Genomic DNA, 17,597 nt, shown 5'->3' on the forward strand with positions numbered 1-17,597 from the left:
CTGCAAAAATACTTTTGGAAAACCTCTGATGGTTCTACTCTCCCGTCATGGTCAGCGACGAGCAGAGACGCGTACTCGATCCCGAGCAGGATGCGGCAGCCCTGAAGGCCCTCACACACCCGCTACGTATCCGGTTGCTCGGGTTGCTGCGGCAGGACGGCCCAGCCACCGCGAGTGAGCTCGCGGTCAGGACCGGGGAGTCATCCGCTTCCACCAGCTATCACCTGCGGGTTCTGGCGAAGTACGCGTTCGTCGCCGAGGCCGAGCACCGTGACGGGCGGGAGCGCCGCTGGCAGGCGGTGCACTCCGTGACCTCCTGGAGCAACAAGGCAATGGAGGACTCGCCGGGCAGCCGCGCCTACGTCAGCTTGTCGCGCCGGGCCCAGATCCAGCACCTGGAGGCTTCTCTCGACCGGTACGAGGCCGACATCGCCGATGGGCGGCTGGGACAGGAGTGGGTGGAGCCGTCCGGAATCAACGACCTGATGCCCCGCCTGACCCCCGAGTCGCTCACCGAACTCTGGGACGTGCTCGACCGGAAGCTGGATGAACTGACCAGCCGCGATGCAGAAGATCCGCGCGCAGCGCAGGTCGTACTCCTCACCGCCGGATTGCCTTTGGCACCGCGCGGCCACGGCGCCGCGGCGGACACCTCTGCCCCTGCGGGGACAGAGGCCGAGGGCGCGTCATGACCGGACCGCTGGACATACGCACCGCACGCCGCCGCTACATCACGGTCTGCGTCCTGTTCTGGCTGCCACTGGGACTGAGCATCGCTCCCCAGATCCTGCTGTTCACCGAGCGCGGCATGACCATGGCGGCCATCGCGGGCTTCTTCGCCGCGCACTCGCTCACCGCTGCCGCGCTGGAACTGCCCACCGGAGGACTGTCCGACGTCCTCGGACGCCGCGCTGTTCTGGCTTCGGCCGGCCTGCTGAACCTGGCCGCCTTAATCCTCGTGGGCCTGGGCACTGCCCCCTGGCTGCTCGGCCTCGGTATGGCCCTGGTGGGCGCGGGCCGTGCCCTGTCCAGCGGACCGGCCGAAGCCTGGTACGTCGACACCGTCCAGGCGCACTCCGGCCCCGACGCCGAACTGCGCACCGGGCTGGCCCGCGGCGGCTCCGCGACATCCGCCGCGCTCGCCACGGGCACCCTGCTCGGCGGTGCCCTTCCCTGGCTGCTCGGACTCGGCCCCGATCTCGGCGCCCGACTGAGCGAGGCAACGTCCGAGCTGGTGCTGCCCCTTTCCGTTCCGATGCTGCTCGGTGCAGCAGTAGAGATCGCCTTCGTGTTGTATGTCCTGACCGCTCTGCGGGAGCCGCCCCGACCGGCGGCCACCTTGCGCGTGGTACTCCGAGGCATCCCGTCCACCGTCGTGGGCGGACTGCGGCTGGGGGGCCACGATGCGCTGGTCCGCCGGGTGCTCCTCAGCGCTGGGGCCGCCGGCAGCGCCCTGGCCGCGATCGAACTGCTCACGCCGGGCCGTGCCGCGGCCCTCACGGGCGCATCGGAGTCGGGGGCGGTGCTCTTTGCCGCACTCGCCTGCGCCGGATTCATCTGCTCGGGTATCGGCAGCCACCTCTCACCGTTGACCGCCCGGCTTGCGGGCAGTGGCGAGCGTGCGGTCATGGTGAGCCTCGGCGCGAGCGCGAGCGGCCTGCTTCTGCTCGGCGCCACCGTGGCGTTCACAGGCGTGGGCTCCGTGGTCCTCGCGGCCATCGGCTACGGCCTGGTCTACCTCGGGCTCGGCGCAGCCGGGCCGAGTGAGAACGAGCTCTTGCACCGCCGTGTCGCAAGTTCGGGCCGGGCCACCGCGCTGTCCGTCCAGTCTCTCGCGCTGCAACTGGTGGCAGCGCTCACGGGCTTGGTTATTGGTGTCCTTCCGTCAGGCCCGCTGCCGTGGCTGCTGGGAGGCGCCGCGTTGCTCGCAGGAGCTCTCCTGTGGATTCACCGCAGCGGGCCCACACCCCCGACTCCGGCGGCAACGCCTCAGCCACACCCACACACTGTGTCGTCCTCCCCGAGCACCGTCGACTCCGACCGTTCTTAGCCAGTGTGCAGGAGTGGGGCTTGGACCCACTGCTGTGTACTGGGCGCATCCCGAACGGTGTTGGATGCACTGGGTTGTCGCTTTCTCGTCCCGTTCGGTGGCACGTCTCTGGGGGCGTGATCCGTGGCGGGTGGGCGGTTTCCGTCACATCCTCGGATACCTGGCCTGGCCGGAAGCGATCGGCGTCGCGCTCGTGGGGCTGCCGATGCTCGGGGTGTGCGGATACGTGCTCGGCCTGGTGGCCGCCGCCCGCGCAAGTCCAACGCGGCGATCGCACGCCAACTGGTCGTCTCCGAGGCGGCGGTGGGCAAGCACATCGGCTCGATCCTCATGAAACTGGACCTTCCCCCGGCGGACGACACGCACCGACGGGTGCTGGCGGTGCTGGCGTTCCTGCGCTCGTGAGGCCCGACGCGTCCACGGCCGGCGAACGTCGGCGCGCGCACCTTTACTCCGGACAGCTGGCCCAACTCCTCGGACACGCCGCCGATACGGCCGCGGCGCAGCACCCTCCGCAAGGCTGGGACAGCCCTGCGGGTCCCTCCCGCCGGGCACCTTTCAGCAGCCCGTACGGAGGAGCTCGATGCACCGTCGTCCCACCACCCCCCTGACCGCCGCCGCTCTCGCCCTGCCCCTCGCGCTCGGCATGGCCGCCTCCCCGGCCTCGGCCGCCCCCGCGGACAAGCCCCAGGTCCTGAGCAGGTTCACGCAGACCGGCGCGAGCAGCTACCACACCTGGCTGGCCGCCCGCCGGAACCAGTCCGCATGGAGGGCGTACGGCTTCGACTGGTCCACCGACTACTGCACTGCTTCCCCCGACAACCCCTTCGGCATCCCCTTCCAGAACTCCTGCGCCCGGCACGACTTCGGCTACCGGAACTACAAGGCCGCCGGCACCTTCACCGCCAACAAGGCCCGCCTGGACAGCGCCTTCTACGCCGACCTCAAGCGCGTCTGCGCCAACTTCAGAGGCCTGAAGAAGACCTCCTGCGCCGCCGCTGCCTGGACCTACCACAAGGCCGTCGACGATTTCGGCACCGCCGCTTTTCCCGCCGCGGTCACGCGCTGAACCTGCGTGAGTACGGCCCGCGGACGACCGGGGCACGGACATCGCCGGTGCCCCGGTCCGCGGTGCTCTACGGACCGGGGCTCGCCAGAGGCGGCGTCACGGCCGGTTCGATGGTCGACCGGACATAGATCCGAGTGGTGCCCCCGGCAGGATTCGAACCTGCGCACACGGCTCCGGAGGCCGTGGGTGTCCCGCGCGGTTTCGCAGTTCAACGGATTGGTTGACGAGTCGTCAGGCATCTCGTCCCGCGCATATCCCGCGACTTGGAAATGCACTGAAATGTGAAATATCAGACCTTGATGGCGGTAATTCGACTGCCGCGCAGCGCGGTGAGGTCTTCCGGATCGGAGGTGAGCGCGGTGACGGGGCCGGGTGAGGCCAGGGCGGTCGCGCCGAGCATGGCGTCGATGGCGTACTTGTGCCCGTGCGGCCCGGTTCCGGCCAGCAGGGCCGCAGCGTGGCGGGCGATGGATTCGGTGACCGGCTCGCGAGCCGAGGCCGCCGTCCTGCAGGCCCGTGCCCGTGCCCGCGAGGCTATGGCGGTAGGCGGTAGGCGGTAGGTGGTAGGCGGTGTGGCCTGAGGGGTGCCCGCGGTTTGATCCCGGTTCGATATCGGAGATCGCCCGAAGTTGACACTTAGGTAAGGCATGCCTTAGATATTTATTCTTGACTCACCCTTTAGGAAGGCTTTGCCATGAGACGCGTGCTCCCCCGTCGTATCTCCACCCTGGCCGTGGCGGCCCTGCTCGTGCCGCTCGCCGCAGCCTGCGGTACGGACAGCGCGGACGACTCGGGGGCCGGCTCCGCCGCCACGAAGCCCAAGAAGGCGGCTGGGCCGCTCGTCGTCTACTCCGGTCGCAGCGAGGAGTTGGTCGCCCCGCTCCTCACCCAGCTGGAGAAGGCCACCGGCACCCAGGTCGAGGTCCGTTACGGCGACAGCGCCGAGCTCGCCGCCCAGCTCCTGGAGGAGGGGGACCGGACCAAGGCCGACCTCTTCTTCTCGCAGGACGCGGGCGCCCTGGGGGCGCTCGGCAAGGCAGGCCGGCTCGCCCCGCTGTCCAAGGAGTCGCTGGACCGGGTCGACCAGCGCTTCCGCGCCGAGGACGGCAGCTGGGTCGGCGTCTCCGGCCGCGTCCGGGTGATCGCGTACAACAGCGACAAGGTCGCGAAGGCGCCCGACAGCGTGCACGACCTGACCAAGGCGGAGTGGAAGGGCAAGGTCGCCTACGCCCCCACCAACGCCTCCTTCCAGGCGTTCGTGACCGGGATGCGCGTCCTGGAGGGTGAGGACGCGACCCGCACCTGGCTCAAGGACTTCAAGGCCAACAGCCCTCAGGTGTACGAGAAGAACGGCGCGGTCCTCGACGCGGTCGACGGCGGCAAGGCCGAACTCGGCCTGATCAACCACTACTACTGGTACGAGAAGGCCGCCGAGGAGGGCGCGGAGAAGCTCAAGGCCGCGCTGAACTTCCCGAAGAAGGGCGACCCCGGCGCCCTCGTCAACGTCGCCGGTGTCGGTGTCCTCAAGGGCAACGACCGCAGCGCCGCCGCGCAGAAGGCAGTGGACTTCCTCCTCTCGAAGGAGGCCCAGACCTACTTCGCCGACGAGACCCACGAGTACCCGCTGGCCGCCGGCGTCACCAGCAAGGACGACCTGCCGGCGCTCGGCTCGCTGGACACGCCCGCGATCGACCTCAGCAAGCTGGAGTCGCTGGAGGCGACTCTGGAGATGCTGCGGGAAGCCGGGATGGTCTGACCGGCATGACCGTCGCAGGCACCCGGGGTCGCCAGGAGACCCCGCCGGCGGCCGCCCGTCACATCCCCCGCCCGGACGCCGCCCCCGCGCGGTCCGGGCGCAGGCGTGCCGGGCGCAGGCAGCCCCTCGTACTCATCGCCCTCGCCTCGGTAGCGGCGGTCCTGGCCCTGCTGCCCCTGATCTACCTGGGGGTACGGGCCTTGGAGCGCGGCCCCGCGTACGCCTGGGGCATCGTGGCCACCGACCGTACGGCGCAGTTGCTCGGCCGCAGCGTGGGGCTGGCCGTCGTGGTCGTCGCCGCCTGCCTGGTACTCGGCGTCTCGCTGGCCTGGCTGACGGTCCGCACCGCGCTGCCGGCCGCCCGCACCTGGTCGGTGCTGGCCACCCTGCCGCTCGCCGTGCCCAGCTATGTCGCGGCCTTCGCCTGGGTGTCCGCGCGTGCCGAACTCGCCGGGTTCGGCGGGGCCGCGCTGGTGCTCACCCTGGTCAGCTACCCGTACGTCTACCTCCCGGTCACCGCCGCCCTGCGCGGTATCGACCCGGCCCAGGAGGAGGCGGCCCGGTCCCTCGGCCACGGGCCGTGGCGCACTTTCCGGCGGGTCACCCTGCCGCAGCTGCGGCCCGCCGCGGCAGGCGGCGGACTGCTGGTGGCGCTCTATGTGCTCTCCGACTTCGGGGCCGTCTCGATCATGCGGTACGAGACGTTCACGCTGGCCATCCACACCTCGTACAAGGCGAGTTTCGACCGGACCCCGGCCGCCGCGCTCAGCGTGGTGCTGGTGCTGATGACGGTGCTGCTCGTCGCCGCCGAGAGCCGCACCCGCGGCCGCGCCGGCCACGCCCGGACCGGCACCGGCACCGCCAGGCCGTCCGTCCCGCTCCCGCTCGGCAGGCTGACGGTTCCCGCGCTCGGCTGGTGCTCCGCCGTCGCCGCCGCCGGGGTCCTCTTCCCGCTGGGCACCCTGGTGTACTGGCTGGCCGTGGGCCGCTCCGGCATCTGGGAACCGGAACGGCTTCTGACGGTCGCCGGCACCACCCTGCTGGTCGCGGTCCTGGGCGCCACCCTCACCACGGCCCTGGCCCTCCCGGTCGGGGTGCTGGCCGCCCGTCACCGGGGGCGCGCCGCCCGGCTGCTGGAGCAGGCGGCGTACGCGGGCCACGCCGTACCCGGGATCACCGTCGCCCTGGCGGTGGTCTTCCTCGCCGTGCGCTACGCCTACCCGCTCTACCAGGAACTGCCGCTGCTCGTCGTCGCGTACGCGGTGCTCTTCCTGCCCGTCGCCGTCGGCGCGACCCGGGCGGCGGTCCTGCAGTCGCCGGCTGTGCTGGAGGACGTCGCCCGCTCGCTGGGCCGCGGCCCGCTCCGTGTCCTGCGGGAGGTCACCGTGCCGCTGGCAGCACCCGGGGTCACCGCCTCAGCCGCGCTGACCTTCGTCGTCTGCATGAAGGAACTCCCCGCCACCCTGCTGCTGCGCCCCACCGGGATGGACACCCTCGCCACCCGGCTGTGGACGGAGACCGGGACCGGCTCGTACGCGGCCGCCGCACCGTACGCGGCCGTCCTCATCCTGATCGCGGCCGTGCCCGCGTACCTCCTCGGAAGGCACCGGACATGACCGGCCTGCGCATCACCGGACTCACCCACGCGTACGTCTGCGGCGCGCGGGTCCTCGACGGGCTCGACCTCACCGTGCCCGCCGGGCAGCTGGCCGCCGTCCTCGGGCCCTCCGGCTGCGGCAAGACCACCATGCTGCGGATCGTCGCCGGGTTCCTGCGGGCGGACGCCGGGACGGTCGAGGTCGGCGGGCGGACCGTCGCCGGCCCCGGTGTCCAGCTCCCGCCGGAACGGCGGCGGATCGGGATCGTGCCGCAGGAGGGCGCCCTCTTCCCGCATCTGAGCGTGGCCCGCAACGTGGGCTTCGGCCTGACGGACGGGCCCCGCGCCGAACGTCGCAGGCGCACCGAGGAGATGCTCGACATCGTCGGCCTCCCCGGCTACGGCGAGCGGATGCCCCATGAGCTCTCCGGCGGCCAGCAGCAGCGCGTCGCGCTCGCCCGGGCGCTGGCCCCCGCCCCCGCGATCGTGCTGCTCGACGAGCCCTTCAACGCGCTGGACAGCGCCCTGCGCGCGGGAGTCCGCGCCGATGTCCGCGCCGCGCTCCGGGCCGCGGGTGCCACCGGGCTGCTGGTCACCCACGACCAGCAGGAGGCGCTGTCCACCGCGGACCTGGTCGCGGTGGTCCGCGCGGGCCGCCTCGCCCAGTGCGGAACCCCGCAGGAGGTCTACCGCACCCCGGCCGATCCGTGGGTGGCCGGCTTCGTCGGTGACGCGGTGCTCCTGCCGGGCACCGGGCAGGGGGACCTGGCGGAGACCGCGCTCGGTCCCGTACCGCTGGACACCCCGGTGCACGGCGCGGGCGGAACGGTCATCCTGCGGCCCGAGCAGCTCGCGCTGACGGCGCCCTGCGACGGCAGCCCGCGCGGTGTCGTGGTGGACATCTCCTTCCGCGGCCCCGACACGGTGGTGGCGGTGGCGGTACCCGGCCTGGAGGCCCCGGTGGAGGTGCGTGCCCCGGGCACGTTCACCCACCGCCCCGGCGACCCGACCGGCCTCGCCGTGACCGGCACGGCCGTTCTGCACGTCGCGGGTGCGGACCCCGCGGCGGGTGCCGCGGCGGGGGTGTGAGCCCGGCGCCGTGTTGTGAGCGCGCTGGGTGCGGTGCTGCTGTTCGCCGCGACCGGGCGCTACCCGTACGAGGGGCCGACCTGACAGGCCGTCACTCTGAAAATTGAGCGAGGTCTTTGCAACGGGAACTCCACATACGTGAGGACCCCGCGATCAGCGCAGGCGCTGATCGCGGGGTCCTCAGGCACTTCAACCGAAGTGCCCCCGGCAGGATTCGAACCTGCGCACACGGCTCCGGAGGCCGATGCTCTATCCCCTGAGCTACGGGGGCGTATCGCTGTGTTGCTCGGCGACGGGAGAAACACTACCAGCTTCCGCCGGGTGTCCGTGAACAGGTATTTCGGCGCTGCCGGGGGTGCCTGCGCGGGCCGCCGGGGAGTGCGAGGGCGGGAACGTCCTGCGTACATCCGGCCACCTTCCCGCACCACTCGTCCCGGGTCGGAAATGGGCAAAACCCGGACGCAGCCCCTACACCCCGCCTACCCTCGAAGGGTGTCAGGGGCATGTGGCCGCGTGCTTGTTGTAGACGACAACAAGGTCATCCGGCAGTTGATCAGGGTCAATCTCGAGCTTGAGGGCTTCGAGGTCGTGACCGCGGCCGATGGTGTCGAGTGTCTGGATCTGGTGCATCAGGTCCGCCCCGACGTGATCACGCTCGATGTCGTCATGCCCCGGCTGGACGGTGTGCAGACCGCCACCAGATTGCGATCGGATCCGCGGACAAGCCATGTGCCCGTGGCGGTCATCAGCGCCTGCACTCCCTGCGAGGTGGACAGCGGGGCCGCCGCGGGGGTCGACGCGTTCCTGGCGAAGCCGTTCGAGCCGAGCGAGCTGGTGCGGCTCGTACGGCAGTTGCTGGCCCGGGAGGACCCGCCGGCGCTCGACGGCAGGCAGGGCGCCGGGAGGGCGGAGAGCGCCGCCGGGTGACCGGATGGCGAAACCGGGTCGCGAGGCAGCCCCCGTCCTCCCATACGCTTGTCCTGTGACCCCCGCCGATCTCTCCAGGACCGTGCTGCACGCCGTGCGCCGCGCGGTCGACGAGGACGCCCTGCGCGCGCAGGTGCCCGCGCGCGTGCGGGTGGAGCGGACACGACCCGGCGGGCGTGGGGAGTACGCCTGCGCCGTTGCCCTCCAGCTGGCCGGGCCCGCCGCGCTGCCGGCCCGGGAAGTGGCCGAGATCCTTCGGGCCCGGGTCCAGGGGGCGCCGGGAATCGGTGGCGTCGAAGTCACCGGGCCGGGGTTCCTGAACTTCACCCTCCGCGGCCCCGACCCCGTCGACGCGGTCGTCCGGGCCGTCGAAGCGGGCGGTACGCGCTACGGGCACGGGGACGGCCTCCTCGGCGTGACCGCCTCGTTCGCACCCGCCGATGAGCTGCGCGCCCGGGTCGTCACCGGGACCGTCGAGCGGCTGCTCCGGGCCCAGGGGGCCGAGATCGGGGAGCGGACGGCCGGCGGGGAAGCGCTGCATGTGGTGCCCGTGCCCGCCGCCGACCGCGATCTCTTCGAGCGGCTCGGGAGCGACGCCGCGCGCTGGGCGCTGTTGCGGGCCGCCCCGCACGACCGCGCCCGGTGCACGGGAAGCGACGAGCTCCTCGTACAGCAGGAGAGCAACCCACTGTTCCGGGTGCGGTACGCCTACGCCCGGACCCGTGCCCTGAGCCGGAACGCCGAGCAGCTCGGCTTCCGTGCCGCGTACGAGGAGAGCGTGGACGCGCCCGCGCTCGGAACGCTCCTCGCCGATCACCCCGAGGTGCTCGCCGTCGCCGCCCTCCACCGCGAGCCCGACCGGGTCGCCCGGCAGCTGGAAGCGGTCGCGCAGGCATTCTTCGACTTCCACGACCGCGCCCGCCCGCTCCCCGTCGGTGACGAGAAACCCTCGGCCGCCCACCGTTCCCGGCTCGCCCTCGCCGAAGCCGCCGGGACGGTGCTGGCAGGCGGCCTGTCCCTGCTCGGCATCAGCGCACCAGAAGTCCTCTGAGAGACCCGAGAGAGCAGAGCAACACGATGAGCCGATCCGCACACCCCGCCGGGCCCCGTCACGCCGACGTCATGACGGAAGGGCACTACACCGCCCCGCCCGCCGACCTCAACGCCCTGGACGCGAAGGTCTGGGCCCGTACCGTCACCCGCGACGAGGACGGTGCCGTCACCGTCGGCGGGATCGAAGTGACGCGGCTGGCCGAGGAGTTCGGCACCCCCGCCTACTTCCTCGACGAGAGCGACTTCCGGGCCCGCTGCCGCGCCTGGGCCGACGCCTTCGGGCGGGACGCCGATGTGTTCTACGCCGGAAAGGCGTTCCTGTCGCGCGCCGTCGTGCGCTGGCTCAAGGAGGAGGGACTCAACCTCGACGTCTGCTCCGGGGGCGAGCTGACCTGCGCGCTGGACGCCGGAATGCCCGCCGAGCGCATCGCCTTCCACGGCAACAACAAGACCGTCGAGGAGATCGAGCGGGCGGTCACCGTCGGCGTCGGGCGGATCGTGCTCGACTCCTTCCAGGAGATCGCCCGGGTCGCGCACATCGCGCAGCAGCTCGGCAAGCGGCAGCGCGTACAGATCCGGGTGACCGTCGGCGTCGAGGCACACACCCACGAGTTCATCGCCACCGCCCACGAGGACCAGAAGTTCGGGATCGCGCTGGCCGGCGGACAGGCCGCCGAGGCCGTACGCCGGGCCCTCACCCTCGACGGCCTGGAACTCATCGGCATCCACTCGCACATCGGCTCGCAGATCTTCGACATGGCCGGCTTCGAGGTCTCCGCCCGGCGCGTGGTGCAGCTGCTCGCCGAGGTGCGTGACGAGCACGGCGTCGAGCTGCCCGAGATCGACCTCGGCGGCGGTCTCGGCATCGCCTACACCTCCGAGGACGACCCGCGCGAGCCGCACGAGATCGCCAAGGCGCTCGGCGACATCGTCACCCGTGAGTGCGAGGCGGCCGGCCTCGCCACCCCCCGGATCTCCGTCGAGCCGGGGCGCGCCATCGTCGGCCCCACCGCCTTCACGCTGTACGAGGTCGGCACCATCAAGCCCCTGGAGGGGCTGCGTACGTACGTCAGCGTCGACGGCGGGATGTCGGACAACATCCGCACGGCGCTGTACGACGCCGAGTACAGCGTCGTGCTCGCCTCGCGGACCTCCGACGCCGAGCCGATGCTCGTCCGGGTCGTCGGCAAGCACTGCGAGAGCGGCGACATCGTGGTCAAGGACGCGTTCCTGCCGTCCGACCTGGCGCCCGGCGACCTGATCGCCGTGCCCGCCACCGGTGCGTACTGCCGCTCCATGGCGAGCAACTACAACCACGCGCTGCGCCCGCCCGTCGTCGCCGTGCGCGACGGGGAGGCGCGCGTGATCGTGCGGCGCGAGACGGAGGAAGATCTCCTGCGTCTGGACGTCGGCTGATGCCGTTTTTCCCGGGGTATGCCCCCAGGAACCCATAGATGTCTCAGGATCCGGACGGGTGGCAGGAACGCCCGTCCGGTGAGTGAGACTGGACCACACATCAAGAGGTAGAGGAAACGAGGTCGGATGATGCGTACGCGTCCGCTGAAGGTGGCGCTGCTGGGCTGTGGAGTGGTCGGCTCAGAGGTGGCGCGCATCATGACGACGCACGCCGACGACCTCGCCGCGCGCATCGGCGCCCCGGTCGAGCTGGCCGGTGTCGCCGTGCGCAGGCCCTCCAAGGTGCGCGAAGGCATCGATCCGGCGCTGATCACCACCGATGCGACAGCCCTGGTCAAACGGGGTGACATCGACGTCGCCATCGAGGTCATCGGGGGCATCGAGCCCGCCCGTACTCTCATCACCACCGCCTTCGAGCACGGCGCGAGCGTCGTCTCCGCCAACAAGGCACTGCTGGCCGAGGACGGCGCCGCACTGCACGCCGTCGCCGAGCAGCACGGTCGGGACCTCTACTACGAGGCCGCCGTGGCCGGTGCCATCCCGCTCGTACGGCCGCTGCGCGAGTCCCTCGCCGGTGACAAGGTCAACCGGGTCCTCGGCATCGTGAACGGCACCACCAACTTCATCCTCGACCGGATGGACACGAGCGGAGCCGGCTACTCCGAGGCGCTCGACGAGGCCACCGCACTCGGCTACGCGGAGGCCGACCCGACCGCCGACGTCGAGGGCTTCGATGCCGCCGCGAAGGCCGCGATCCTCGCCGGCATCGCCTTCCACACCCGGGTCAGGATCGGTGACGTGCACCGCGAGGGCATCACCGAGGTCACCGCCGCCGACATCGCCTCCGCCCGCCGCATGGGCTGCACCGTCAAGCTCCTCGCCATCTGCGAGCGCGCCGCCGACGGGCAGTCCGTCACCGCGCGGGTGCACCCCGCGATGATCCCGCTGAGCCACCCGCTGGCCTCCGTCCGCGAGGCGTACAACGCGGTCTTCGTCGAGGCCGAGGCGGCCGGGCAGCTCATGTTCTACGGCCCCGGCGCCGGCGGTTCGCCGACCGCGTCCGCGGTCCTCGGCGACCTGGTCGCGGTCTGCCGTAACAAACTCAACGAGGCCACCGGCCCCGGCGAGTCCGCGTACACGCGCCTGCCGGTCAGCCCCATGGGCGAGGTCGTCACGCGCTACCACATCAGCCTCGACGTGGCCGACAAGCCTGGCGTACTCGCCCAGGTCGCGACGGTCTTCGCCGAACAGGGCGTATCGATCGATACCGTCCGTCAGCAGAGTAGAAATGTAATCAGCGGCGACGCGGTCGCCTCCGCCGAGGGCGGCGGCGGGCGACGGGAGAGCGGCGAGGCATCTCTCGTCGTCGTCACCCACCGCGCGCCCGACGCCGCCCTCTCGGCGACCGTCGAGGCGCTGCGCAAGCTCGACACCGTGCGCGGTGTCGCCAGCATCATGCGTGTTGAAGGGGAGTAAGGACCCATGACCAGCAAGGGCACCCACCAGTGGCGCGGCATCATCGAGGAGTACCGGGACCGCCTTCCGGTCACGAGCACGACGCCCGTCGTCACGCTCCGTGAGGGCGGTACGCCGCTCGTCCCCGCTCAGGTCCTCTCCGAGCGCACGGGCTGCGAGGTGCAACTCAAGGTCGAGGGCGCCAACCCGACCGGGTCCTTCAAGGACCGCGGCATGACGATGGCCATCACCCGGGCCAAGGAGGAGGGTGCGCAGGCCGTCATCTGCGCCTCCACCGGCAACACCTCCGCCTCCGCCGCCGCGTACGCGGTGCGGGCCGGCATGGTCTGCGCCGTCCTCGTGCCGCAGGGCAAGATCGCGCTCGGCAAGATGGGCCAGGCGCTCGTGCACGGCGCCAGGATCCTCCAGGTCGACGGCAATTTCGACGACTGTCTGACGCTGGCCCGCTCGCTGTCGGACAACTACCCGGTGGCGCTGGTCAATTCGGTCAACCCGGTCCGCATCGAGGGCCAGAAGACCGCGGCGTTCGAGATCGTCGACGCGCTCGGCGACGCCCCCGACATCCATGTCCTCCCGGTCGGCAACGCGGGCAACATCACCGCGTACTGGAAGGGTTACAAGGAGTACGCGGCGGACAGTATGTCCACGCACACCCCGCGCATGTGGGGCTTCCAGGCCTCCGGCTCCGCGCCCATCGTCCGCGGCGAGATCGTCAAGGACCCGTCGACCGTCGCCACCGCGATCCGGATCGGCAACCCGGCGTCCTGGCAGTACGCGTTGGACGCGCGAGACGAGTCGGGCGGATTCATCGATGAGGTGACGGATCGTCAGATTCTGTCCGCCTACCGGCTGTTGGCCTCCCAGGAGGGCGTCTTCGTGGAGCCCGCTTCGGCCGCTTCCGTCGCCGGTCTGCTGAAGGCCGCGGAACAGGGCAAGGTCGACCCGGGCCAGAAGATCGTCTGCACGGTCACCGGCAACGGCCTCAAGGACCCCGACTGGGCCGTCGCGGGCGCCCCGCAGCCGGTCACGGTCCCGGTCGACGCGGCCACCGCCGCTCAGAAGCTGGGCCTCGCGTAACCACCGGGACACCGGCCCCGGGCAGGGGCGTGGGACGGGAACGCGGGCGGCGTCACCGCTCGCCCGTACGACTCCGACTCCACGCCCCCGACGCCCCGGCCCACTGCCGCGGGAAGCCCGGTCGTCCGTCGGCAAGAAACCAGCTCAACCGTCCTTTTTCGGGGCGGAGAGCGCATAGGAGGCGGGCGACACGCATCGTGCGCCTCCTGTGCGCCCTATGTCGCGACAGAACCTTCCTTCGATAAGCTGTACCCAACCGACTCCGCCGCATCTGCTGCGGCGCACGGGTCGTTGTGGCCGTCGGTTTCCCCGGAATCCCACTCCCCGCCGTCACGACGTCCCGCCACCGTCGAGAAAAACGCTTCACCACCCCCGCCGCCTCACAAGGAGAGTCGTCCAACCGATGGCCGGTCCCGCCTTCCGAGCCGCCGCAGTCCGGGTGCGCGTCCCTGCGACCAGCGCCAACCTGGGTCCGGGTTTCGACGCCTTCGGCCTCTCATTGGGGCTGTACGACGACGTCGTCGTCCGCGTAGCCGACTCCGGACTGCACATCGACATCGCGGGTGAGGGTGCGGACACGCTGCCCCGCGATGAGAGCCACCTTCTCGTACGTTCCCTGCGCACCGCCTTCGACCTGCTCGGCGGACAGCCCCGCGGCCTGGAGATCGTCTGCGCCAACCGCATCCCGCACGGGCGCGGTCTCGGCTCGTCCTCCGCCGCCATCTGCGCCGGCATCGTCGCCGCCCGCGCCGTGACGACCGGCGGTGACGCCCGGCTCGATGACGCCGCACTGCTGGAGCTCGCCACCGAGATCGAGGGCCACCCCGACAACGTCGCAGCCTGCCTGCTCGGCGGTTTCACCCTTGCCTGGATGGACGGCGGATCCGCCCGTGCGATCAGGATGGATCCCGCGGATTCCATCGTTCCGGTGGTTTTCGTCCCCAGTAAGCCGGTCCTGACCGAGACAGCCCGCGGGCTGCTGCCGCGCACGGTCCCGCATGTCGACGCGGCCTTCAACGCCGGCCGCGCCGCACTCCTCGTCGAGGCCCTGACCAGCCGGCCCGAGCTGCTGCTCACCGCCACCGAGGACCGGCTGCACCAGGAGTACCGCGCCCCGGCGATGCCGCAGAGCGTGGAACTCGTGAACCGACTGCGCGCCGACGGCGTACCCGCGGTCATCTCCGGTGCCGGGCCGACCGTGCTCGCACTGGCCGAGGACGGTGCGGCCGACAAGGTCGCACGGCTGGCGGGCGAGGGATGGGCGGCCAACCGGCTCGCTCTCGACGCCCCGGGCGCGAGTGTGCTGCCGCTCGCCCCGTAGCCGAGAAGTGATTGCCGGTAAGTGAGAGGGGGAATGTTTGTCGGAGCCGGTAGTGTTAACCTCAAGTCAGCAGCCGACGTCTACGTGGCGCGTTGCTCCGTGTCCCTTTCCGGGACCACCAATTCTTCCGGGAGCCTCCCCAACTGCCTGAGCAGCCTGCCTGAGCAGTTTCGTGCACGCTCCGGAACCGGCACGACACCCCTCGCTAGTCCAGGAGTGGGCCGAGCAGGGGGATGCTCGCGCCGGACCCTTGCACACTTTCATCTTTCCGCCGTACCCGCGGCGGACCACCGCCCCGGCCCGGTCCGCAAGAAAAAGACCGCAGTCGGACAGCACAACCGGTCGCCGAGCCAGAAGGCCGACGTCCGCTCCAGGGAAGGACCCTTCGTGAGCGACACCACCGATCTGATGGGCGTGACTGCCGACAAGACCGTCGACAGCGCCGCGCCCGCCGAAGGTGCTGCCACTGGCACCACCGCACGGCGCCGCCGCTCCGGCACCGGCCTTGACGGCATGGTCCTGGCCGAGCTGCAGCAGGTCGCGTCCGGCCTCGGCATCAAGGGCACTGCGCGGATGCGCAAGGGCCAGCTGATCGAGGTCATCAAGGAGGCGCAGGCAGGTAACACCGCCGCGCCCAAGGCCGCCGCGCCCGCCGCGGATGCCGAGACCAAGCCGAAGCGCCGTGCCACGTCCAAGGCGCGCACCGGGGACGAGTCCGCGGCCGCCGCGCCCGCCGAGAAGGCCGCTGCCCAGCAGCAGATCGACATTCCCGGCCAGCCGGCCAGCGACGACCAGCCCGCGGGCGAGCGCCGTCGGCGCCGTGCCACCGCCCAGGCGGGCAGCCCGGAGACCAAGGCGGAGAGCAAGCCGGCCGCCGAGGCCAGGACTGAGGCGCAGGCCGAGCCGAAGGGCGACGACCATGCCGACGCCAAGGCCGAGGCCGCCGCCGACACGGCCGAGGGCCGCCGGGGCGACCGCCAGGACCGCGGTCAGCGCGGAGAGCGCGGTGACCGGGGCGACCGCCAGGAGCGTGGCGAGCGCGGGGAGCGCCGCGACCGGCAGCGCGACCGCCGCGGCAAGGGCGACGAGCAGGGCGGTGGCCAGGGCCAGCAGGGCGGCCAGCGCCCGCAGCGCCAGGGCCCGCAGGGCGGCGGCCCGCAGGGCGGCGGCCCGCAGGACGACGGCTACGACGACGAGGCGGGCGGCCGTCGCGGTCGCCGGGGCCGCTACCGCGACCGCCGTGGCCGCCGTGGCCGGGAGGACTTCGCCAGCGAGGTCTTCGTCTCCGACGACGACGTCCTGATCCCCGTCGCGGGCATCCTGGACATCCTCGACAACTACGCGTTCATCCGGACCTCCGGCTACCTGCCGGGCCCGAACGACGTGTACGTCTCGCTCGCCCAGGTCCGCAAGAACGGCCTGCGCAAGGGTGACCACGTCACGGGTGCGGTGCGCCAGCCCAAGGACGGCGAGCGCCGCGAGAAGTTCAACGCGCTGGTCCGCCTCGACTCCGTCAACGGCATGGCGCCCGAAACCGGCCGCGGCCGCCCGGAGTTCCAGAAGCTGACCCCGCTCTACCCGCAGGACCGGCTCCGTCTGGAGACCGACTCCAACGTCCTGACGACGCGGATCATCGACCTGGTCGCCCCGATCGGCAAGGGCCAGCGAGGCCTGATCGTGGCCCCGCCGAAGACCGGCAAGACCATGATCCTGCAGGCGATCGCCAACGCGATCACGGTCAACAGCCCCGAGTGCCACCTGATGGTCGTCCTGGTCGACGAGCGTCCGGAAGAGGTCACCGACATGCAGCGGTCGGTGAAGGGCGAGGTCATCTCCTCGACCTTCGACCGCCCCGCCGAGGACCACACCACCGTCGCCGAGCTGGCCATCGAGCGCGCGAAGCGTCTCGTCGAGCTGGGTCACGACGTGGTCGTCCTGCTGGACTCCATCACCCGCCTCGGCCGCGCGTACAACCTCGCGGCCCCCGCCTCCGGCCGCATCCTGTCCGGTGGTGTCGACTCGACCGCGCTCTACCCGCCGAAGCGCTTCTTCGGTGCCGCGCGCAACATCGAGGACGGCGGTTCGCTGACCATCCTGGCCACCGCGCTCGTCGAGACCGGCTCGCGCATGGACGAGGTGATCTTCGAGGAGTTCAAGGGCACCGGCAACATGGAGCTCAAGCTCGACCGGAAGCTCTCGGACAAGCGCATCTTCCCGGCGGTGGACGTCGACGCGTCCAGCACCCGTAAGGAAGAAATCCTGCTCGGCAGCGACGAGTTGGCGATTGTCTGGAAGCTGCGCCGGGTGCTGCACGCGCTCGACCAGCAGCAGGCGATCGAGCTCCTCCTGGACCGGATGAAGAAGACCCAGTCCAACGCGGAGTTCCTGCTCCAGATCCAGAAGACGACGCCGGCTCCGGGCAACGGCAACGACTGACCGCCGTACCGGATCGGCCGATTGCACACAGGGCCGCCCCCGCCACTTCGGTGACGGGGGCGGCCCTGTGCCGTCGGGTCGCGCGGGTGTGACGCAGTCGAATCGGTCCTTTCGGTCGATCCGAGACCTTCGCCACATGCCGGCCACCGTGACGGGTACCGCCGCAACGGCTGTAACGGGCAAGAAACCGCAGGTGAGCGCCGGATCGCCGGCCGATCGCCCATGCCGTGCATCCCCTTTGTCCCCCTGCCGTCCTCATCCGGACGTGACAGGTCGCTGTGCAACCCTTCTTCGGGCCGCGGCGTCGTACGAAGTACCGACAAGTCGCCA

General features: G+C 71.3%; 13 protein-coding genes, 1 tRNA gene and 2 pseudogenes. 14 read left to right on the forward strand and 2 right to left on the reverse strand.

Annotated features, from left to right (window positions below; all coding sequences use genetic code 11):
• The first annotated feature begins 47 nt into the window (after positions 1 to 47).
• The 4 genes and pseudogenes from OH735_RS25790 (at position 48) to OH735_RS25805 (ending at position 3,119) form a co-directional block, all read left to right on the forward strand.
• The gene (locus OH735_RS25790) at positions 48 to 692 is read left to right on the forward strand and encodes a helix-turn-helix domain-containing protein (protein ID WP_406383935.1); all 645 of its coding nucleotides are present in this window, start codon (positions 48 to 50) and stop codon (positions 690 to 692) included.
• Positions 689 to 2,050: an MFS transporter gene (locus OH735_RS25795; protein WP_406383937.1), complete on the forward strand. Its 1,362-nt coding sequence runs from the start codon at positions 689 to 691 to the stop codon at positions 2,048 to 2,050. Before OH735_RS25790 ends, OH735_RS25795 begins: the two co-directional genes overlap by 4 nt.
• Before the next feature lie 255 nt (positions 2,051 to 2,305).
• Positions 2,306 to 2,455 (forward strand): annotated as a pseudogene (locus tag OH735_RS25800) (LuxR C-terminal-related transcriptional regulator); the annotation flags it as partial.
• A gap of 178 nt (positions 2,456 to 2,633) precedes the next feature.
• Complete coding sequence (locus OH735_RS25805) at positions 2,634 to 3,119, forward strand: phospholipase (protein ID WP_406383939.1); 486 nt, start codon at positions 2,634 to 2,636, stop codon at positions 3,117 to 3,119.
• Positions 3,120 to 3,408: 289 nt separating this feature from the next.
• Here OH735_RS25805 and OH735_RS25810 read toward each other — a convergent pair.
• A pseudogene (locus OH735_RS25810) lies at positions 3,409 to 3,606 on the reverse strand (DNA-binding protein); the annotation flags it as partial.
• A 207-nt stretch (positions 3,607 to 3,813) separates the two neighbouring features.
• On the opposite strand from OH735_RS25810, the gene OH735_RS25815 reads away from it, so the two are divergent.
• Genes OH735_RS25815 through OH735_RS25825 form a run of 3 tightly spaced genes read left to right on the forward strand, consistent with a single transcriptional unit; the run spans position 3,814 to position 7,561 of the window.
• Positions 3,814 to 4,875 carry an iron ABC transporter substrate-binding protein gene (locus OH735_RS25815; RefSeq protein WP_406383941.1) on the forward strand — a complete coding sequence of 354 codons (1,062 nt, stop codon included), beginning with the start codon at positions 3,814 to 3,816 and terminating at the stop codon, positions 4,873 to 4,875.
• A 5-nt stretch (positions 4,876 to 4,880) separates the two neighbouring features.
• Positions 4,881 to 6,491, forward strand: coding sequence for an ABC transporter permease (locus tag OH735_RS25820; protein ID WP_406383943.1), 1,611 nt, complete (start codon positions 4,881 to 4,883; stop codon positions 6,489 to 6,491).
• Positions 6,488 to 7,561 carry an ABC transporter ATP-binding protein gene (locus tag OH735_RS25825; RefSeq protein WP_406383944.1) on the forward strand — a complete coding sequence of 358 codons (1,074 nt, stop codon included), beginning with the start codon at positions 6,488 to 6,490 and terminating at the stop codon, positions 7,559 to 7,561. The genes OH735_RS25820 and OH735_RS25825 overlap by 4 nt, the downstream gene beginning before the upstream one ends.
• A gap of 199 nt (positions 7,562 to 7,760) precedes the next feature.
• Here OH735_RS25825 and OH735_RS25830 read toward each other — a convergent pair.
• A tRNA-Arg gene (locus OH735_RS25830) sits at positions 7,761 to 7,832 on the reverse strand.
• A 173-nt stretch (positions 7,833 to 8,005) separates the two neighbouring features.
• Here OH735_RS25830 and OH735_RS25835 point away from each other — a divergent pair.
• The 7 genes from OH735_RS25835 (at position 8,006) to rho (ending at position 17,267) form a co-directional block, all read left to right on the forward strand.
• Positions 8,006 to 8,488 carry a response regulator gene (locus tag OH735_RS25835; RefSeq protein ID WP_406383946.1) on the forward strand — a complete coding sequence of 161 codons (483 nt, stop codon included), beginning with the start codon at positions 8,006 to 8,008 and terminating at the stop codon, positions 8,486 to 8,488.
• A 55-nt stretch (positions 8,489 to 8,543) separates the two neighbouring features.
• Complete coding sequence (gene nrtL, locus OH735_RS25840; protein WP_406383948.1) at positions 8,544 to 9,539, forward strand: ArgS-related anticodon-binding protein NrtL; 996 nt, start codon at positions 8,544 to 8,546, stop codon at positions 9,537 to 9,539.
• Between the two features lie 26 nt (positions 9,540 to 9,565).
• Positions 9,566 to 10,957 carry a diaminopimelate decarboxylase gene (gene lysA, locus OH735_RS25845; protein ID WP_406383950.1) on the forward strand — a complete coding sequence of 464 codons (1,392 nt, stop codon included), beginning with the start codon at positions 9,566 to 9,568 and terminating at the stop codon, positions 10,955 to 10,957.
• 126 nt (positions 10,958 to 11,083) lie between these two features.
• Positions 11,084 to 12,433: a homoserine dehydrogenase gene (locus OH735_RS25850; protein WP_406383952.1), complete on the forward strand. Its 1,350-nt coding sequence runs from the start codon at positions 11,084 to 11,086 to the stop codon at positions 12,431 to 12,433.
• A 6-nt stretch (positions 12,434 to 12,439) separates the two neighbouring features.
• Entirely contained in the window at positions 12,440 to 13,510 is a 1,071-nt protein-coding gene (thrC, locus tag OH735_RS25855) for a threonine synthase (RefSeq protein WP_406383954.1), read from the forward strand.
• Positions 13,511 to 13,913: 403 nt separating this feature from the next.
• Complete coding sequence (gene thrB, locus OH735_RS25860; RefSeq protein WP_384448643.1) at positions 13,914 to 14,831, forward strand: homoserine kinase; 918 nt, start codon at positions 13,914 to 13,916, stop codon at positions 14,829 to 14,831.
• 387 nt (positions 14,832 to 15,218) lie between these two features.
• Positions 15,219 to 17,267, forward strand: coding sequence for a transcription termination factor Rho (rho, locus tag OH735_RS25865; RefSeq protein WP_406383957.1), 2,049 nt, complete (start codon positions 15,219 to 15,221; stop codon positions 17,265 to 17,267).
• Positions 17,268 to 17,597: the final 330 nt, after the last annotated feature.

The sequence above is a fragment of the Streptomyces sp. NBC_01618 genome, assembly GCF_045209435.1.
Lineage (GTDB): Bacteria > Actinomycetota > Actinomycetes > Streptomycetales > Streptomycetaceae > Streptomyces.